Raw genomic sequence first — 18,445 nt, forward strand, 5'->3', positions numbered from 1 at the left:
GGGTCACGCTCCCGGCTTCTGGGTGTGCGGCGTCTCGGTGTGCGGCGTCTCGGTGTGCAGCTTCTCGGTCAGCACGGCGGCGATCCGTGCGAGGGGTTCCGGCCGGGTCAGCTCGCCGTGGGCGCAGGCCAGGCGGTGGCTCTCGATCCGGCCGTCCAGGTACGGCCGCCAGCTCTGCTCGTACGGCCAGTCGGCGGGCTTGCCGGTGGTCGCCCCGAAGAAGACGGCGTCCCCCCGGTAGCGGCCCGGCACGTGCTCGGCCATCAGCTTGCGGTGCCGGTCGAAGACCTCCGGCAGCACGGCCACGGCCTCCCCGAGCACGGCCCGCAGATCGGCGAGGCCCCGGCCGTCCGCCGGGTCGTGGCCGAGCGAGTGCAGCAACTCCGCGAGGGTGTCGGCGGTTTCGACGGGCGGGGCGTCGGCGGTGCGGACCGCCGGGGCGCCGTCGAGCAGGGCCAGCAGGCCGACCTCGGCGCCCTCGGCCCGCAGCCGCACGGCCATCTCCTGCGCGACCACCGCGCCGAAGGACCAGCCCAGCAGGTGGTACGGGCCGTCGGGACGCACCGCGCGGATCTGCCGCACGTAGTCCTCGGCGATCTCGGCGACGCTCGCCGGTGCGTCGCCGCGCAGGCCCCGGGCCTGGAGGCCGTACACCGGCTGCTCGGGGCCGAGGTGGCGCAGCAGCCCGGAGTAGACCCAGCTGATGCCGGCCGCCGGGTGGACGCAGAACAGCGGGGGCCGGTCGCCGCCGGCGCGCAGCGGCAGCAGGACGTCCAGCGCGTCGGCCGCCGGGCCGTGGTCGAGCCGCCGGGCGAGCCCGGCCGCGGTGGGTGTCTCGAACAGCGCCCGCATGCCGGGGTCCGTGCCGAGGGCGCCGCGGACCTTGGCGAGCAGCTTCATGGCGAGCAGGGAGTGGCCGCCGAGGTCGAAGAAGTCGTCGTCGATGCCGACGACCTCCAGGCCGAGCACCTCCGCGAACAGCCCGCACAGGATCGACTCCTGCGGCGTCCGGGCGGCGCGGCCGCCGGCGAGCTGCCCGAAGTCCGGTGCGGGCAGCGCCGTCCGGTCGAGCTTGCCGCTGCCGGTGAGCGGCAGCGCGGCCAGCGGGACGACGGCGGCGGGCAGCATGTAGCCGGGCAGGTGGCCGGCGGCGAAGGCGCGCAGTTCGGCGGGATCGAGCGGGCCGTCGGCCACCACGTAGGCGACCAGGCGCAGCCCGTCCGCGGCGGGCAGCACGGCGGCGGCGCCGACCCGCGGGTGGAGCGTCAGCACGTGCTCGATCTCGCCGAGTTCGATCCGGAAGCCGCGGATCTTCACCTGGTGGTCGGTGCGGCCGAGGTACTCCAGCTCCCCGTCGCGGGTGCGGCGGGCCAGGTCCCCGGTGCGGTACATCCTCGCCCCGGCCGCGGACGGGTCGGCGACGAAGCGTTCCGCCGTCAGGCCGGGGCGGCCCAGGTAGCCGCGGGCCAGGCCCGGGCCTGCGAGGTACAGCTCCCCGGGCACGCCCGGCGGGACGGGGTTGAGGTACTCGTCCAGGAGGTACGCCCGCACCCCGGCGATCGGGCCGCCGAGACCGGGGCGCTCCGCCCCGCCGAGCGGCCGGCCGAGGGCGTAGACGGTGGCCTCGGTCGGGCCGTACAGGTTGTAGGCGGTGGTGCCCGGCGCCGCGCGCAGGCTCGTCCAGAGCTGCTGGCCGACGGCCTCGCCGCCCAGCACCAGGACGGCCGGGGCGGCGCCCTCCAGCAGGCCCTCGGCGAGGAGCTGCTCGGCGTAGGACGGGGTGACGTCCATGGCGCCGATGCCCTCCGCGCGCACGTGCCGCACCAGCGCGGCCGGGTCGCGGCGCAGCTCGTCGCCGATCAGGTGCAGCTCGTGCCCGGCGAACAGCCAGAGCAGGCTCTGCAGCGACCCGTCGAAGCAGAGCGAGGCGGTGAGCGCGACCCGCAGTCGGCCGTGCGCGGCCTCGGCGGCGGCGATCGGCCCGGCCCGGTGGGCGGCCAGCAGGGCGGCGAGGCTGCCGTGCTGGACGACGACGCCCTTGGGGCGGCCGGTGGAGCCGGAGGTGTAGATCAGGTAGGCGGCGTGGCCGGCCGAGGCGCGCGGGGCCGGGTCGGTGTCCGGCCCGGTGGCCTCGGCGAGGGCCAGCACGGGGGTGCCGGCCAGCGCCTCGGGCCGGGGCCAGCCCTCGTCGGTGAGGACGAGGACGGGGGCCGCGTCGGCGAGGGTGCGGGCGGTGCGGTCGGCCGGGTGGTCGGCGTCCAGCGGCAGGTAGGCCGCGCCGGCCTTGAGCACGGCCAGGGTCGCGATCACGCTCCCGGCCGAGCGCGGCAGGGCGAGGGCGACCACGGACTCGGGTCCGATGCCCCGCCCGATCAGGTGGTGGGCGAGCCGGTTGGCGCGGGCGTTCAGCTCGGCGAAGGTCAGCCGGACGTCGTCGCAGACCAGCGCGACGGCCTCCGGGGTGCGGGCGGCCTGGGCCGCGAAGGCGGCCGGGACCAGCGGGAGTTCGGCCGGCAGGGCGGCGCCTGCGGTCGGGAGCGCGGCGCGCTCCTCGGCCGACAGCAGCTCGATCCGGCCGATCGGCAGCTCGGGCCGGGCGGCCACCGCCGCCAGCAGCCGGCCGAGGCGCACGGCGATCGCCTCGACCGTCTCCCGGTCGAAGAGGTCGGTGGCGAAGTCGATCGCGCACTCCAGGCCGGCGGGCGCACCGTCGGCGTCGAAGGACTCGCCGAGGCCCACGCTCAGGTCGAACTTGGCGACCGTCCCTGCGGAGGACACCGCCGAGGCGTCCAGGCCGGCCGCGGCGAGCGGCGCCGAGTCGCCCCGGCCCTCCAGCAGCAGCATCACCTGGAAGAGCGGGTGGCGGGCCAGCGAGCGGGCCGGGTTCAGCTCCTCCACCAGGCGTTCGAAGGGCACGTCCTGGTGGGCATGGGCGTCGAGTTGGGTCTCCCGGACGCGGGCCAGCAGCTCGGTGAAGCTCGGATCGCCGGACGTGTCGGTGCGCAGTACCAGGGTGTTGACGAAGAAGCCGACCAGCTCGTCCAGCGCCTCGTCGCCGCGCCCGGCCACGACCGAGCCGATCGGGATGTCGGTGCCCGCGCCGAGGCGGGTGAGCAGCGCGGCGAGGGCCGCCTGCACGGTCATGAACATCGTCACCCGCTGCCGGCGCGACAACTCGCCGAGAGCGCGGTGGAGTTCCGCGCCGTACGGGACGACGACCCGGTCGCCGCGGTGCGAGGCGGCGGCTCGGCGCGGCCGGTCGACGGGCAGCGACAGCTCCTCGGGCAGGCCGGCCAGCGCCTCCCGCCAGTGGGCGAGCTGGCGGGCGAGCAGGCTCTCCGGGTCGCCGTCCTCGCCGAGCAGTTCGCGCTGCCAGAGCGCGTAGTCGGCGTACTGGACGGGCAGCGGCGCCCACTGCGGGGCCGCGCCGCCGGTGCGGGCCGCGTAGGCCGTGGCGAGGTCGCGCAGCAGCGGGCCCATCGACCAGCCGTCCCCGGCGATGTGGTGCAGGACGAGGGCGAGCAGGTGCTCGCCGGGCCCGGCCGGGATGACGTGGGCGCGGACGGGCAGGTCGGCGGCCAGGTCGAAGGGGCGGGCCGTGCAGCTCGCCGGCTCGGTGCCGGGCGGCAGCAGTTCGACCCGGACGCGGGCCTGCCCGGCGGGCAGGATCCGCTGGTACGGGGTGCCGTCGGACTCCTCGATCAGGGTGCGCAGGCTCTCGTGCCGGGCGACCACGTCGCCGAGGGCGAGCTCCAGCGCGGCGGCGTCCAGCTCGCCCGCCACGCGCAGGACGAGCGGCAGGTTGTAGAGGGCGCTGGGGCCTTCCATCCGGTCGATCAGCCACAGGCGCTGCTGGGCGAAGGACAGCGGCACCCGCTCCGGGCGTTCGCCCGCCGCGCTCAGCGCCGGTCGCCGCGAGCCGGTGCCCAGGCGGGCGGCCAGCCCCTCCACCGTCGGTGCCTCGAAGACGTCCCGGATCCCCAACTCCGCGCCCAGCGCCGCCCGGACCCGGCTGAGCAGCTTGGTGGCCAGCAGCGAGTGCCCGCCCAGGTCGAAGAAGTCGTCGTCGATACCGACGCCGTCCAGGCCGAGCACCTCCGCGAACAGCCCGCACAGGATCTCCTCCTGCGGGGTGCGCGCCGCCCGGCCCGCCGACAGCGCCCCGAAGTCCGGCGCGGGCAGCGCCCGGTGGTCGACCTTGCCGCTGCCGGTCAGGGGCAGGGTGTCGAGCAGCACGACGGCGGCCGGCACCATGTAGCCGGGCAGCGACTCGGCGGCGAAGCGCCGCAGTTCGGCGGCGAGTTCGGGCGCCTCCCGGTCCACCGTGCAGTAGCCGACCAGGCGGCGGTCGCCGGTGTCGCTCTCCCGGACGGTGACCACGGCCTGGCGGACGGCGGGGTGGCGGGCCAGCACCTGCTCGATCTCGCCGGGTTCGATCCGGAAGCCGCGGATCTTCACCTGGTGGTCGGTGCGGCCGAGGTACTCGACGCCGCCGTCGCGGGTGCGGCGGGCCAGGTCCCCGGTGCGGTACATGCGCGCGCCCGACTGGAAGGGGCAGGCGACGAAGCGCTCCGCCGTCAGGCCCGGCCGCGCCAGGTAGCCGCGGGCCAGGCCGGCGCCCGCGAGGTACAGCTCCCCCGGCACCCCCGCCGGGACGGGGTTGAGGTACTCGTCGAGGAGGTACGCCCGCACCCCGGCGATCGGGCCGCCGAGACCGGGGCGCCGCGCCGCGTCGAACGGCTGGGTCAGCGCGTAGACGGTGGCCTCGGTCGGACCGTAGAAGTTGTGGCCCGCGGTGTCGGGGTGCTCCCGCAGCCGCTGCCACAGCGCCTGGCCGACGGCCTCGCCGCCGAGCAGCAGGAGGCGCGGCGCGGGTGCGTCCAGCAGCCCCTCCTCGATCAGCTGCTCGGTGTAGGACGGGGTGAGGTGCAGGGCGTCGATCCCGGCGGCGGCCGTGTGGCGGACCAGCGCCGCCGGGTCGCGGCGCAACTCGTCGCCGATCAGGTGCAGCTCGTGCCCGGCGAACATCCAGAGCAGGGGCTCCAGGGAGGCGTCGAAGCAGAGCGAGGCGGTGAGCGCGATCCGCTGCCGGCCGTGGGCCTCCTCGGTGCCCCGGATCAGGGCGGCGCGGTGGGCGGCGAGCAGGGCGGCGACGGCGCCGTGCGGCACCACGACGCCCTTGGGGCGGCCGGTGGAGCCGGAGGTGTAGATGACGTAGGCGGCGTCGCCCGGGTCGAGGGCGCACCACCCCGGGTGGGACGCGCCGGCCTCGGCGTCCTCGGCCGGCGGGGCGTCCTCGGACGACGGGGCGACGTCCAGGGCGGGCAGGCCCGCCAGCACCTCGGGCAGCGGCCAGCGGTCGTCGGTGAGGACGAGCGCCGGGCGGGCGTCGGCGAGCATGTGGGCGGTGCGCTCGGCCGGGTACTCGGCGTCCAGCGGCAGGTAGGCGCCGCCGGCCTTGTGCACGGCGAGCATGGCGACCACCGTCTCCGCCGAGCGCGGCAGGGCGAGGGCGACCACCGACTCCCGCCCGGAGCCAGCGGCCCGCAGGCGGTGGGCGAGCCGCTCGGCCCGGGTGTCCAGTTCGGCGAAGGTCAGCCGGACCTCGCCGCAGACCAGCGCGACGGCCTCCGGGGTGCTGGCGGCCTGGGCCGCGAAGGCGGCGGGCAGCAGCGGGAGTTCGGCCGGCAGGGCGGCGCCGGCCGCCGGGAGCGCGGCGCGCTCCTCGGCCGACAGCAGCTCGATGCGGCCGATCGGCAGCTCGGGCCGGGCGGCCACCGCCGCCAGCAGCCGGCCGAGGCGGACGGCGACGGCCTCGACGGTCTCCCGGTCGAAGAGGTCGGTGGCGTAGTCGAGGGCGCAGTCGATCCCGGCGGGCTCGCCGTCGGGGCCGAAGGACTCCTCGGCGATCAGGCTGAGGTCGAACTTGGCGGAGCCGTTGCCCGCCGCGAGCGGCTCGACGCGCAGACCCGCCGTGGCCGGCTCGGCCCGCTCGTTGCTCTGGAGCACCAGCATGATCTGGAACAGCGGGTGGCGGGCCAGCGAGCGGGCCGGCCTGAGCTCCTCCACCAGGCGCTCGAAGGGCACGTCCTGGTGGGCGTAGGCGCCGAGGGCGGTCTCCCGGGCGCGGCCGAGCAGTTCGGCGAAGCTGGGGTTCCCGGACGTGTCGGTGCGCAGCACCAGGGTGTTGACGAAGAAGCCGACCAGCTCGTCCAGCGCCTCGTCGGAACGCCCGGCCACCACCGAGCCGATCGGGACGTCGGTGCCCGCGCCGAGGCGGGTGAGCAGCGCGGCGAGAGCCGCCTGCACGGTCATGAACAGGGTGACCCGGTGGGCCCGGGAGAGCGCGACCAGTTCGCGGTGGCACTCGGCGTCCAGGGTGAGCGCCACCCGGTCGCCGCGGTGGGAGGCGACGGGCGGGCGGGGACGGTCCAGCGGCAGCGTCGCCTCGTCCGGGAGGTCCGCCAGGGTCTCGCGCCAGTGGGCGAGCTGGCGGGCCGCCAGGCTCTCGGGGTCGCTCTCCTCGCCGAGCAGCTCGCGCTGCCAGAGCGCGTAGTCGGCGTACTGGACGGGCAGCGGCGCCCGGCCGGGGTCGGCGCCCTCGGTGCGGGCCGCGTAGGCGCCGGTGAGGTCGCGGACCAGCGGGCCGAGGGACCAGCCGTCGCTGGCGATGTGGTGCAGCGCCAGGACCAGCACGTGCTCCTCGGCCGAGACCCGCAGCAGGGCGGCGCGGACGGGGAGTTCGGTGCGCAGGTCGAAGGCGTGGCGGCAGAGCCCGGCCACCGTGGCGGCCACCTCGTCGGCGGGGCAGTCCCGGGTGTCGAGCGGGACCACGGCCTCCCCCGCCGGAAGGACGCGCTGGTACGGGGTGCCGTCGAACTCCTCGATCAGGGTGCGCAGGCTCTCGTGCCGGGCGACCACGTCGCCGAGGGCGAGCTCCAGCGCGGCGGCGTCCAGCTCCCCCGTCAGGCGCAGCGCCAGCGGCGCGTTGTAGAGGGCGCTGGGGCCTTCCATCCGGTCGATCAGCCACAGGCGCTGCTGGGCGAAGGACAGCGGGACGCGGTCGGGGCGCTCACGGCCCGTACCGAGGGCCGCCCGCTCGGAGCCGGCGTCCAGGCGGGCGGCCAGCCCGGCCACGCTCGGCGCCTCGAAGACCTCCCGGATCCCCAACTCCGCGCCCAGCGCCGCCCGGACCCGGCTGAGCAGCTTGGTGGCCAGCAGCGAGTGGCCGCCCAGGTCGAAGAAGTCGTCGTCGATACCGACGCCGTCCAGGCCGAGCACCTCCGCGAACAGCCCGCACAGGATCTCCTCCTGCGGGGTGCGCGCCGCCCGGCCCGCCGACAGCGCCCCGAAGTCCGGCGCCGGGAGGGCGGACCGGTCCAGCTTGCCGTTGGCGTTCAGCGGCAGCGCGTCCAGCGGCACGATCGCGGCCGGCAGCATGTAGCCGGGCAGCGTCCGGGCGGCGCTGGCGCGCAGCTCGGCCGGGTCGAGCGGGCCGTCGGCGACCACGTACGCGACCAGGCGCAGCCCGTCCCCGTCGGGCAGGACGGCGGCCTGGAGCACCCGCGGGTGGGCGGTCAGGGCGCGCTCGATCTCACCGGGTTCGATCCGGAAGCCGCGGATCTTCACCTGGTGGTCGGTGCGGCCGAGGTACTCCAGCTCCCCGTCGCGGGTGCGGCGCACCAGGTCCCCGGTGCGGTACATGCGCGCGCCCGGCTCGAACGGGCAGGCGACGAAGCGCTCCGCCGTCAGGCCCGGCCGCGCCAGGTAGCCGCGGGCCAGGCCGGCGCCCGCGAGGTACAGCTCCCCCGGCACCCCCGCCGGGACGGGGTTGAGGTACTCGTCGAGGACGTGGCAGCGGGTGCCGGCGACGGTGCGGCCGAGGACGGGCCGCCCGGTGGCGTCCAGCGGGTGGGTCAGGGCGTCGACGGTGCACTCGGTCGGGCCGTAGAGGTTGTGGGCGGCGGTGCCCGGGGCCTCGCGCAGCCGCGTCCAGAGCGCCTGGCCGACGGCCTCGCCGCCGAGCAGCACCAGGGCCGGCGCGGGCTCCTCCAGCAGGCCCTCCTCGATCAGCTGCTCGGCGTAGGAGGGCGTCACCTCCAGGACGCCGATGCCCTGCCGACGCGTGTGGCGGACCAGGGCCCGGGCGTCGCGCCGCACGTCGCCGCCGATCAGGTGCAGCTCGTGGCCGGCGACCAGCCACAGCAGGCCGTCCCAGGAGGCGTCGAAGCAGAGCGAGGCGGTGAGCGCGACCCGCTGCCGGGCGACCCCGGCCATCACGCCCGCGCGGTGGGCGGCCAGCAGCGCGGCGATGCCGCCGTGCGGCACCACGACGCCCTTGGGGCGGCCGGTGGAGCCGGAGGTGAAGATGACGTAGGCGGCGTCGGCCGCCGTGGCCCGCGGCGCCGGGTCGGTCTGCGGGCCTTCCGCGCCCTCGGCGAGGTCGAGCACGGGGTGCCCGTCGAGCACCTCGGGCAGCGGCCAGCGGTCGTCGGTGAGCACCAGCGCCGGGCGGGCCTCGGCCAGCATGTGGGCCGTCCGCTCGGCCGGGTACTCGGCGTCCAGCGGCAGGTGGGCGCCGCCGGCCTTGAGCACCGCGAGGACGGCCACCACCGTCTCGGCCGAGCGCGGCAGGGCCAGCGCCACCACGCGCTCGGGGCCGATGCCCCGGGCGATCAGCGCGTGGGCGAGCCGGTTGGCGCGGGCGTTCAGCTCGGCGAAGGTCAGCGAGAGCTCGCCGCAGACCAGGGCCACCGCGTCCGGGGTGGCCGCGGCCCGCGCCTCGAAGACGGCCGGTACCAGGGGCACCGTCGCGGGCAGCGGGGTGTGGTCGGCCGCCTCCGCGGCGCGCCGCCCGGCGGGCAGGACGTCCAGCTCGGCGACGGACCGCCGGGGGTCGGCGGCGACCTGGCGGAGGATCGACTCCAGGGCGGCGGCCAGCTGTTCGGCGCTCGCGCGGTCGAACAGGTCGGTGGCGTACTCCAGGACGCCGGCCAGCCCCGCGGCGGCGCCCTCGGCGCCCTGCCGCTCGACCAGGCGCAGGGTGAGGTCGAAGGTGGCCGTCCCGAAGTCGACCGGCTCCTCCGTCACCGTCACGCCGGGCAGGTCCGGGCCGTCCTCGGCGGCGCCCGCGAAGGCCAGCATCACCTGGAACAGCGGGTGGCAGGCGGTCGAGCGGGTCGGGTTCAGCTCCTCCACCAGGCGCTCGAAGGGCACGTCCTGGTGGGCGTGGGCGGCCAGGTCGCTCTCCCGGACCCTCGCCAGCAGCTCGGCGAAGCTCGGGCGGCCGGACAGGTCGGTGCGCAGCACCAGGGTGTTGGCGAAGAAGCCGACCAGCTCCTGCACGGCCTCGTCGAGGCGGCCGGCCAGCGGGGTGCCGATGGGCAGGTCGGTGCCCGCGCCGAAGCGGTGCAGCAGGGTGGCGTACGCGGCCCGCAGGACCATGAAGAGGGTCACACCGTGCTCGGCGGCGAGCGCGGTGAGCCGGGCGTGCAGGTCGGCGTCGAACTCCAGCGGGACGACCGCGCCGCGGTGGGTGGCGACCGGCGGGCGGGGGCGGTCCAGCGGCAGCGGGAGCTCCTCGGGCGCGCCGGCCAGCGCCTCGCGCCAGTGGGCGAGCTGGCGGGCGAGCGGGCTCCCGGGGTCGTCCTCGTCGCCGAGCAGTTCGTGCTGCCAGAGCGCGTAGTCGGCGTACTGGACGGGCAGCGGCTCCCACGGCGGGGCGTCGCCGGCGAGGCGGGCCCGGTAGGCGTCGGTGAGGTCGCGGTAGAGCGGGCCCAGCGAGGCGCCGTCCCCGGCGATGTGGTGGACGACCAGGACCAGCACGTGCTCCTCGGCCCCCTCGGGCCGCAGGTAGGCGTGGACCGGAAGGTCGGTGGCGAGGTCGAAGGTGTGGCCGGCGAGTTCGTCGCTCGGGCGGTCGGTGACGGTGAGCAGGCCGGTCGCGGGGGCGTCGAGGACGCGCTGGTACGGGGTGCCGTCGTGCTCGCCGAAGACGGTGCGCAGGGCCTCGTGCCGGTGCACGACGTCGCCGAGGGCGGCCTCCAGGGCGGCGGGGTCGAGCGGGCCGCGCAACCGCAGGGCGAGGGTGACGTTGTAGGTGGCCGAGGGGCCGTCGGCCCGGGCCAGGAACCAGAGCCGGCGCTGGGCGAAGGAGAGCGGCACCCGCTCGGGCCGGTCGGCGGGCCGCAGCGCCGGGCGGGCCGGGGCGGGGGTGCCGGTCGCGCGGTCGGCGAGCCGGTCGGCGAGCCCGGCGACGGTCGGGGCCTGGAAGAGGTCGCCGATGGCGAGTTCGACGCCGAGCTCGGTGCGGGCCCGGCCGACCAGGCGGGTGGCGAGCAGGGAGTGGCCGCCGAGGGCGAAGAAGTCGTCGTCGATGGTGATGTCGTCGATGCCGAGGAGTTCGCCGTACAGCTCGCAGAGCACCCGTTCGCGCTCGTCGCGCGGGGCGCGCCCGGTGTCGTCGGCGGCGAGGTCGGGGGCGGGCAGGGCACGGCGGTCGACCTTGCCGTTGGCGTTGAGCGGCAGCGCGTCCAGCAGGACGACCACGGCGGGGACCATGTAGCCGGGCAGCGCGGTGCCGGCGAAGGCGCGCAGCTCGGCCGGGGTGAGCGAGGCCTCGGCGGTGCAGTAGGCGACCAGCCGGGTGTCGCCGGGGCGGTCCTCGCGGGCGATCACGATGACCTGGCGGACGGCGGGGTGGCGGGACAGCGCCGCCTCGATCTCGCCGAGTTCGATCCGGAAGCCGCGCAGTTTGACCTGCCCGTCGATCCGGCCGAGGAACTCCACGGCGCCGTCGGCGCGCAGCCGCACGAGGTCCCCGGTGCGGTACATACGGCCGCCGGGCGCGTACGGGCAGGCGACGAAGCGTTCGGCGGTCAGGCCGGGACGGCCCAGGTAGCCGCGGGCCAGGCCGGCGCCGGCGAGGTACAGCTCGCCGGGGACGCCGGGCGGGACGGGGCGCAGCCGGGCGTCGAGGACGTAGCTGCGCATGTTGTCGAGCGGGCCGCCGATCGGCACCCGGGGGCCGTCGAGGTCGGCGGGGGCGAGCGGGTGGTGGGTGGCGAAGGTGGTGGTCTCGGTGGGGCCGTAGACGTGGGCGAGCAGCAGCTCGGGGCAGGCCTCCAGGACCCGGCGCAGCAGCACCCCGGAGGCGGCCTCGCCGCCGGTGCAGACGACGCGCAGGGCGGCGAAGGTCTCCGGGGCCTGCTCGGCGACGAGGTCGAACAGGGCCTTGGTGAGGAAGACGGCGGTGACGTCGTGGCGGGTGGTGACGGCGTGCAGGGCGGTGGCGTCGAGGGCGCCGGGCGGGGCGACCACGACGGTGTTGCCGGCCAGCAGCGGCGTCCAGATCTCGTAGGTGGCGGCGTCGAAGGCGTGCGGGGAGTGCAGCAGGACGCGCTGGTGGCGGCCGTCCTGCCAGCGCCGGTCGGCGGCGAGGTCGAGCACGTCGCGGTGGCGCACGGCGACGCCCTTGGGGCGGCCGGTGGAGCCGGAGGTGTACATCGCGTAGGCGAGCTGGTCCGGGTGGACGGGCACGCCGGGGCGGTGGGCCGGGGCGCCGGCCTCGTCGCCGGGGCGGACCACGGCGGCGCCGTGCGGGAAGCCCGGGTCGGCGCGGTCGGTGAGCAGCACGGGGGCGCCGGTGTCGGCGAGCACGCCGGTCATCCGCTCGGGCGGCAGGCCGGGGTGCATGGGGACGTAGCAGCCGCCGGCCTTGAGGACGGCCAGGGTGGCGACGACGACGTCGGCGGAGCGCTCCATCAGCATCGCGACGGGGGTCTCGGGGCCGACGCCGAGGGCGGTGAGGTGGTGGGCGAGGCGGTTGGCGCGGGTGTCGAGTTCGGCGTAGGTCAGGCTGCCGCCGTCGTGGACGAGGGCGGTGGCGTGCGGGGTGCGGTCGGCCCGGCGCTCGAAGGACTCGACGAGGGTGCCGCTCCACCGGGGGGCGTCGGTGGCGTTCCATTCGACGAGGATGCGGGTGCGCTCCTCGGGGGCGAGCACGTCCAGGGTGGCGATGGGCGCCTGCGGGTCGGCGGCGGCTCCGGCCAGCAGCCGGCCGAGCCGGTCGGCGAGGGCGGTGACGGTGGCGCGGTCGTAGAGGTCGGCGGCGTACTCGATCGAGCCGGTGAGCCCGGCGGGGGCGCCGTCCGGGCCGTGCTGTTCGGCGATGCCGATGTTGAGGTCGAACTTGGCGACGCGCAGGCCGATCGGTTCCGGCGCGCTCTCCAGCCCGGGCAGGTCGGGCGCGGCGTCCTGCCCGTGGTTCTGCAGCACCAGCAGGGTCTGGAACAGCGGGTGGCGGCCGAGCGCGCGGGGCGGGTTGAGCTCCTCGACGAGGCGCTCGAAGGGGAGGTCCTGGTGGGCGAAGGCGTCGAGCTGGGCCTCCCGGACCCGGCCGAGCAGCTCGGCGAAGCTCGGGTCGCCGGACGTGTCGGCCCTCAGTACCAGGGAGTTGACGAAGAAGCCGACCAGGTCGTCCAGGGCGTCGTCGGCGCGCCCGGCGACGCCGGTGCCGAGCGGGATGTCGGTGCCGGCGCCGAGCCGGGTGAACAGGGCGGCCAGGCCGGCCTGGAGGACGGTGAACAGGGTGGTGCGGTGGGTGCGGGCGAGGGTGAGCAGGGCGGTGTGCAGGCCGGCGTCCCAGGCGAGGTCGACGGAGTCGGCGGCGCCGGTGGGGGCGGGCGGTCGGGGTCGGTCGGTCGGCAGCTCCAGTTCCTCCGGCAGGCCCGCCAACGCGGTTCGCCAGTAGTCGAGTTGACGGGCGAGCAGGCTCTCGGGGTCGTGCTCGTCGCCGAGCAGGTCGCGCTGCCAGAGCGCGTAGTCGGCGTACTGGATCGGCAGCGGCTCCCACGACGGGGCGCCGCCGGCGAGGCGGGCCCGGTAGGCCTCGGCGAGGTCGCGCAGCAGGGGGCCGAGCGACCAGCCGTCGCCGGCGATGTGGTGGAGCACGACGAGCAGCACGTGCTCGGTCGGGGAGAGGGTGAACACCGTGACCCGGATGGGCAGTTCGCGGCTCAGGTCGAAGGTCTCGGCGGCGGCCGCGTCCCGGTGGGCGGGGTAGTCGGCCGGTGCGCGGTCCAGCACCAGGAAGCGCGGCCGCGCCTCCTCGGCGGGCAGGATCCGCTGCACCGGGACTCCCCCGACCACCGGGAACACCGTGCGGAGGGCCTCGTGCCGGGCGACCACGTCCGCCGTCGCGGCGCGCAGCGCGGCGGTGTCGAGCTCGCCGCGCAGGCGCAGGGCGAACGGCAGGTTGTACAGCGCGGTCGGCCCCTCGATCTGGTCGATCAGCCAGAGACGCTGTTGGGCGTACGAAACCGGGATCACGGTGCTTCCTCTACTCACGTCACGGCACGGCACGGGGTGTTCGGGATGGGGACGGTCGGTCGGCGGTCAGACGGCGGCCAGGTCCGGGCGGACGCTGGGCCGGCAGTCCAGGACGTCGACCGGCTGTCCCATCGAGACGGCGATCCTGCGGTCGCCGCGGTACGGGTCCCGGCCGTGTGCGCAGAGCACGTTGTCGACCAGCATCACGTCGCCGACCTGCCACCGCTCGCGAACGGTCGCGGCGTGGTACGCCTCGTTGAGGGCGTCGACGTCGGCGCTTCCGAGCGGTTCGGCGTCACCGAATCCGGTGTTGAACGGCAGGCCGTCCGGGCCGAACTCCTCGGTCATCGCCTCGCGGATGTCCGGGTCGAGCGACCACTCGTTCCAGAACGCGAGGTGGTTGAACCAGACCTCCTCACCCGTGCGCGGGTGGTGGATGGTGGCGGGGCGCAGCTGACTGGTGCGCAGGTTGCCGTCCGGGCGCCACTCGCAGGTGATGCCGTTCTCCCGGCAGTAGGCCTCGACCTCGGCGGGGTCCTCGGTGGCGAAGGCGGTGCGCCAGCCGAGGGAGACGTAGTCCGAGTAGGCGCGGGTGAGCGTCCAGCCGGAGGTCCGCCCCCGCTCGACCAGGTGTGCCGGCAGGTGCTCGAGCACCTTGCGGCAGTCGGCGGTCGGGGTGGCCCCGCCCTCCTCGGGGGCGATCAGGCAGGCGAAGAGCAGCCGGCCGGGGAACGTGAGGGTGTAGCTGTTCTCGTTGTGCATCCGGATCGGCTGGGCCGGCGGCAGGTCGGTCGAGGAGAAGACCCCGTTGCCGTAGTCGCTGCGCGGGGTGGCCTTCTCGCGGTAGGGGGTGCGCTCGGGGATGAGCACGTCGCGCACGGCCGCGACGTCCTCGGTGCTCGCGACCGGCAGGCCGCGCAGGAAGATCGTGCCGTGGCGGTGCAGGGCGTCGGTGAGCTCGGTCTCGTTCTCCCGCAGCCAGTCGCAGGCCTCGCCGAGGTCGGCGGTGCGCGGGGCGTGGGCGAGGGCCGGGCGGCCGGGGTTCAGTTCCCAGGTCGGCATGGCGGCGCTCACTGGTGGGCGAGGGAGGCGACCAGGCTGGCCGGCCTGATGTCGGTCCAGTTGGCCTCGATGTAGTCGAGGCAGCCCTGGCGGGTGTCCTCGCCGTGGACGGTGGTCCAGCCGGCGGGCACGTCGATCCAGACGGGCCAGAGGGAGTGCTGGTTCTCGTCGTTGGCCAGGACCAGGTAGCCGGCGTTGTCGTCCTCGAACGGGTTGCTCATGGTGTCCTCCTTGGGTTGATTCGAAGGTACGGGCGGCCCGGGGCCCGCAACGGCAGGAGGCGAGGCAGGTACGCGGCAGTTCGGTGCGGGTGGCTGCCGCCGTCGGACGGTCAGCGCGGGAGGAGGCGGACCGGGAAGCGGTCCAGGCCGAAGTTGATGATCGAGCGGTTGTGGGTGACCGGGCCGGTCGGCTCGATGACGGCGACGCGTTCCAGCATCGCCGTGAACAGGGCGCCGAGTTCGGCCTTGGCCAGCGGTGCGCCGATGCAGTAGTGGGCGCCGAGGCCGAGGGCGAGGTGCTTGTTGGGGCTGCGGTCGAGCAGGATCTCCTCGGGCCGGTCGAAGGCCTCCGGGTCCCGGTTGGCGGACCACACCCAGACGGCGACCCGGTCGCCGCGCCGGATGGCGTGGCCGTCGAGTTCGGTGTCCCGGCTCGCGGTGCGCAGGGTGTGCAGCCCGACCGAGGTCCAGCGCAGGAGTTCGTCCAGGGCCGAGTCCATGCCGACCTCGCCGCGCTGCAGCTTCCGCCACAGTTCCGGGTTCCGGGTGAGGGTGTGCAGGCCCATGGCCGCGGTGTGACGGACCGTCTGGACGCCGCCGACCACGATGTTGTCCAGGTTGAGCACGACGTCCTCGACCGGCAGCAGCTTGCCGCCGACCCGGTAGGTCGCCATCTTGCTGATCAGGTCGTCCTTCGGGTTCGTCCGGCGCAGCATCACCTGGTGCAGCAGGTAGGGGATGAGCTGCTGGTGGCCGGCCCGGCGCTCCTCGGGGGTGTTGCCGAGGAACGCGACGTCGCAGACCCGTTCGACCATCTCGCGGTCCTGCTCGGGGACGTCCAGGAGGTCGCACATGACGGACAGCGGAAGGGCGGAGACGGCGTCGACGAGGTCGACCTCGCCCAGTTCGACGGCCTTCTCGACGATCGAGGCGGCGAGGTCGGTGATGCCGCGGGCGGCGCCGCGCACCGGGCCGGGGGCGAAGAACGGGTTGGCGGGGGCGCGCAGTTCGCGGTGCCGGGGCGGGTCGGTGAGGGCCATCATCCGGCCGGAGCCGACCGGGACGTTGCCCTCGCCGGCGCCGAGCAGCGAGCCCTGTTCGGAGCTGTAGAGGGCGGCGTTGCGCAGCACCTCGGCGGAGTGCCGGTAGGAGAGCACCGACCAGACCTGCCCGTCGTCGACGGTGTCGGTGCGGTGGACGGCGGACTCCCGGCGCAGCTCCGCGACCAGCGCGGGGGTGTCGGGGCGGGCCCACAGGTCGGGATCGGTGAGGTCGACCGCGGTGGTGGTTGGCATCAGTGCTCCGTCGTGGACTGGTGGGCGGCGCCGGGCCGCGCGATGAGGGAGGAGAGCAGGTCGACCGGGCCGGGCCCGTCGACGGTGGCGAGCAGGTGGCCGCCGGGGACGACGTGGTGGCCGGAGCCGCCGCGGGTGTGGGCGGCCCAGCCTTCGAGGCCGCCCACGGCGAGGAGGGGGTCCTCGACGCCGACGACGGTGTGCAGGGCGGAGCCGATCGGCGGGTGGGGCCGGGGCCGGTAGGTGTCGACCACGGCCAGGTCGGTGCGGATGCCGCGCAGCGCGTTCTCCTTCAGGTCGGCGTCGCCCTCGACGAGTTCGCCCATCCCGGCCAGCCGCAGCAGCTCGTCGGCGGTGTACCGGGGGCGGTCCGCCCCGGCCCAGGCGGCGGGCGGCGAGGCGGCGGCGGCGACGACCAGCTCGGGGCGCCGCTCGGCGGGCAGCGCCCGGGCGACCTCGTAGCCGAGCAGCGCGCCGAAGCTCTGCCCGTAGAAGCCGAACCGGCCGGTCAGGTGCGGGGTGAGGGCCTCCAGGACGGCGTCGACCAGCAGGTCGAAGCTCGCGGGCATCGGGTGGCCGAGCCGGCCGCCGCGGGCCGGCGGGCGCAGCGCCCAAACCTCGGCGGCCGGGGCGAGGGCGCGGGCGAGCGGGGTGTAGGCGGTGGCGTCGCCCCCGGCGTGCGGGAAGCAGAACAGCCGGTAGGGGCGGTGCGGCTGGGGCGCGGGGACGAACAGCCAGTCCCCCTCGACGCGGGGCCGCACCCGCAGCGCGGTGGTCATGCGCCGGCCGCCCGGGCGCGGGCGGTCAGGGCGGGCCGGGGGGCGGCGGTGCCGGCCGCGGCGGCCTGCCCGACGGTGGCGGTGAAGGCGGCCAGGTCGGCGGAGTCGAGCAGGTGGCGCAGCTGGAGTTCGATGCCGAGCCGGCGGCGCAGCAGGTGGACGACCCGCAGCGCGGCGATCGAGTGGCCGCCGAGCGAGAAGAAGTCGTCGGTGGGCCGGACGCCGGTGACGCCGAGCACGGTGCTCCAGACCTCGGCGACCTGCTCCGCCAGTCCGCCGGTGCCGGCCGTCGCCTCCTGTGCGGGGGCGGCCGGGGCGGCGGGGACGGGCAGCGCCGCCAGGTCGACCTTGCCGTTGGGGGTGAGCGGCAGGGCGTCCAGCACGGTGATCACCGAGGGCACCAGGTGGGCGGGCACGGTGGCCCGCAGCCGCTCGGTCAGCTCGGCGGCGGTGACGGCGCCGGTGACGTAGCCGGCCAGGCGCCGGTCGCCGGGGGCGGGTTCGTGGACGGTGACGGCGGCGGCCTGGACGCCCGTCAGCCGGGCCAGGGCGTGCTCGACCTCGCCGAGCTCGATCCGGTAGCCGCGCAGCTTGACCTGGCGGTCCACCCGGCCGACGTACTCCAGCCGGCCGCCCTCGCCGCGCCGGGCCTGGTCGCCGGTGCGGTACATCCGGGCTCCCGGCCCGCCGGACGGGTCGGCGACGAAGCGCTCGGCGGTCAGCGCGGGCCGGCCGACGTAGCCGTGGGCGAGTCCGGGCCCGGCCAGGTACAGCTCGCCGGCGACGCCGTCGGGGACGGCGGCGAGCTTCTCGTCCAGCAGGTGCAGGCGCACCCCGGGCAGCGGTTCGCCCAGGTGCGGCCCGGGGCCGCTGATCGGCGCGGTGACGGCGTCGACGGTGCACTCGGTGGGCCCGTACAGGTTGAGCGCGTCGATGCCGCCGTCGGCCAGCTCCCGCCAGGTGCGCTCGGGGACGGGCTCGCCGCCCATGAACAGCCGCGGCACCCGGGCGCCGGCGAGCGGCTCGCGCAGCAGCTCCCAGTGCGAGGGGGTCAGGTCGAGGTCGGTGACGGCGTGCTCGGCCAGCAGGGCGGCGACCCGGGCCGGGTCGGCGCGGTGCTCCTCGCCGATGACCAGGACGGTGTCGCCGCGGCAGATCCGGGCCCACTGCTGGACGGAGGCGTCGAAGGAGACGCTGGCGTTCCAGCCGACCACGCCGGGCTCGGCGCGGTAGGCGCCGGTGGCCTCCAGGGCCTCGACCAGGGCGGCGACGGCGCCGCGCGGCACCTCGACGCCCTTGGGGCGGCCGGTGGAGCCGGAGGTGTGGATGACGTAGGCCGGGTCGAGCGGGTGCGCCCCGGCGGGCAGGTCGGGCCCGTCGGCGGCGGCGTCCGGGCGCAGCACCGGCACGCCCTCGGCGGCCGGGAGGCCGTCGGCGCTGATCAGGGCGGCGAGCCCGGCGTCGGTGGCCATGAAGGCGAGCCGCTCGGCGGGGTAGGCCGGGTCGAGCGGGACGTAGGCGGCGCCGGCCCGCCAGACGGCGAGCAGGGCGACCGGCAGGTCGGCGGTGCGGCCGAGGTGGACGCCGACCCGGTCGCCGCGGCCGACGCCGAGGGCGCGCAGGGCGCGGGCCAGGGCGGCGGTGCGGCGGTCGAGTTCGGCGAAGTCCAGGCGGTCGGCGCCGGCCAGCACGGCGGTGCGCCCGGGGTGGGCGGCGACGGTGGCGCGCAGGCGGTCCAGCAGATCGGTCATGACGGGTC

General features: G+C 76.4%; 6 protein-coding genes. All 6 read right to left on the bottom strand.

The features are described 5' to 3' along the window. Positions 1–3: 3 nt before the first annotated feature. Positions 4–13,329: an amino acid adenylation domain-containing protein gene (locus ACFVUY_RS08970; RefSeq protein ID WP_387728441.1), complete on the bottom strand. Its 13,326-nt coding sequence runs from the start codon at positions 13,327–13,329 to the stop codon at positions 4–6. A 66-nt stretch (positions 13,330–13,395) separates the two neighbouring features. Beyond that, positions 13,396–14,391, bottom strand: coding sequence for a TauD/TfdA family dioxygenase (locus ACFVUY_RS08975; RefSeq protein WP_387686437.1), 996 nt, complete (start codon positions 14,389–14,391; stop codon positions 13,396–13,398). An 8-nt stretch (positions 14,392–14,399) separates the two neighbouring features. Continuing rightward, positions 14,400–14,612: an MbtH family protein gene (locus ACFVUY_RS08980; RefSeq protein ID WP_189922088.1), complete on the bottom strand. Its 213-nt coding sequence runs from the start codon at positions 14,610–14,612 to the stop codon at positions 14,400–14,402. Between the two features lie 110 nt (positions 14,613–14,722). Next, positions 14,723–15,907, bottom strand: coding sequence for a cytochrome P450 (locus tag ACFVUY_RS08985; protein ID WP_380541756.1), 1,185 nt, complete (start codon positions 15,905–15,907; stop codon positions 14,723–14,725). Then, entirely contained in the window at positions 15,907–16,686 is a 780-nt protein-coding gene (locus ACFVUY_RS08990; RefSeq protein WP_387728443.1) for a thioesterase II family protein, read from the bottom strand. Before ACFVUY_RS08990 ends, ACFVUY_RS08985 begins: the two co-directional genes overlap by 1 nt. After that, a complete protein-coding gene (locus ACFVUY_RS08995; RefSeq protein WP_387728445.1) occupies positions 16,683–18,437 on the bottom strand; it encodes a non-ribosomal peptide synthetase in 1,755 nt (584 codons plus the stop codon). Before ACFVUY_RS08995 ends, ACFVUY_RS08990 begins: the two co-directional genes overlap by 4 nt. Positions 18,438–18,445 lie beyond the last annotated feature (8 nt).

The sequence above is a fragment of the Kitasatospora sp. NPDC058063 genome (assembly GCF_042885395.1).
In the GTDB taxonomy this organism is placed as follows: Bacteria; Actinomycetota; Actinomycetes; order Streptomycetales; family Streptomycetaceae; genus Kitasatospora; species Kitasatospora lactacystinica.

Excerpts from the sequence above, each read along its gene's own strand:
- ACFVUY_RS08975 (WP_387686437.1), bottom strand. The coding sequence starts at position 14,391 with ATGCCGACCTGGGAACTGAACCCCGGCCGCCCGGCCCTCGCCCACGCC.
- ACFVUY_RS08995 (WP_387728445.1), bottom strand. The coding sequence starts at position 18,437 with ATGACCGATCTGCTGGACCGCCTGCGCGCCACCGTCGCCGCCCACCCC.
- ACFVUY_RS08990 (WP_387728443.1), bottom strand. The coding sequence starts at position 16,686 with ATGACCACCGCGCTGCGGGTGCGGCCCCGCGTCGAGGGGGACTGGCTG.
- ACFVUY_RS08980 (WP_189922088.1), bottom strand. The coding sequence starts at position 14,612 with ATGAGCAACCCGTTCGAGGACGACAACGCCGGCTACCTGGTCCTGGCC.
- ACFVUY_RS08985 (WP_380541756.1), bottom strand. The coding sequence starts at position 15,907 with ATGCCAACCACCACCGCGGTCGACCTCACCGATCCCGACCTGTGGGCC.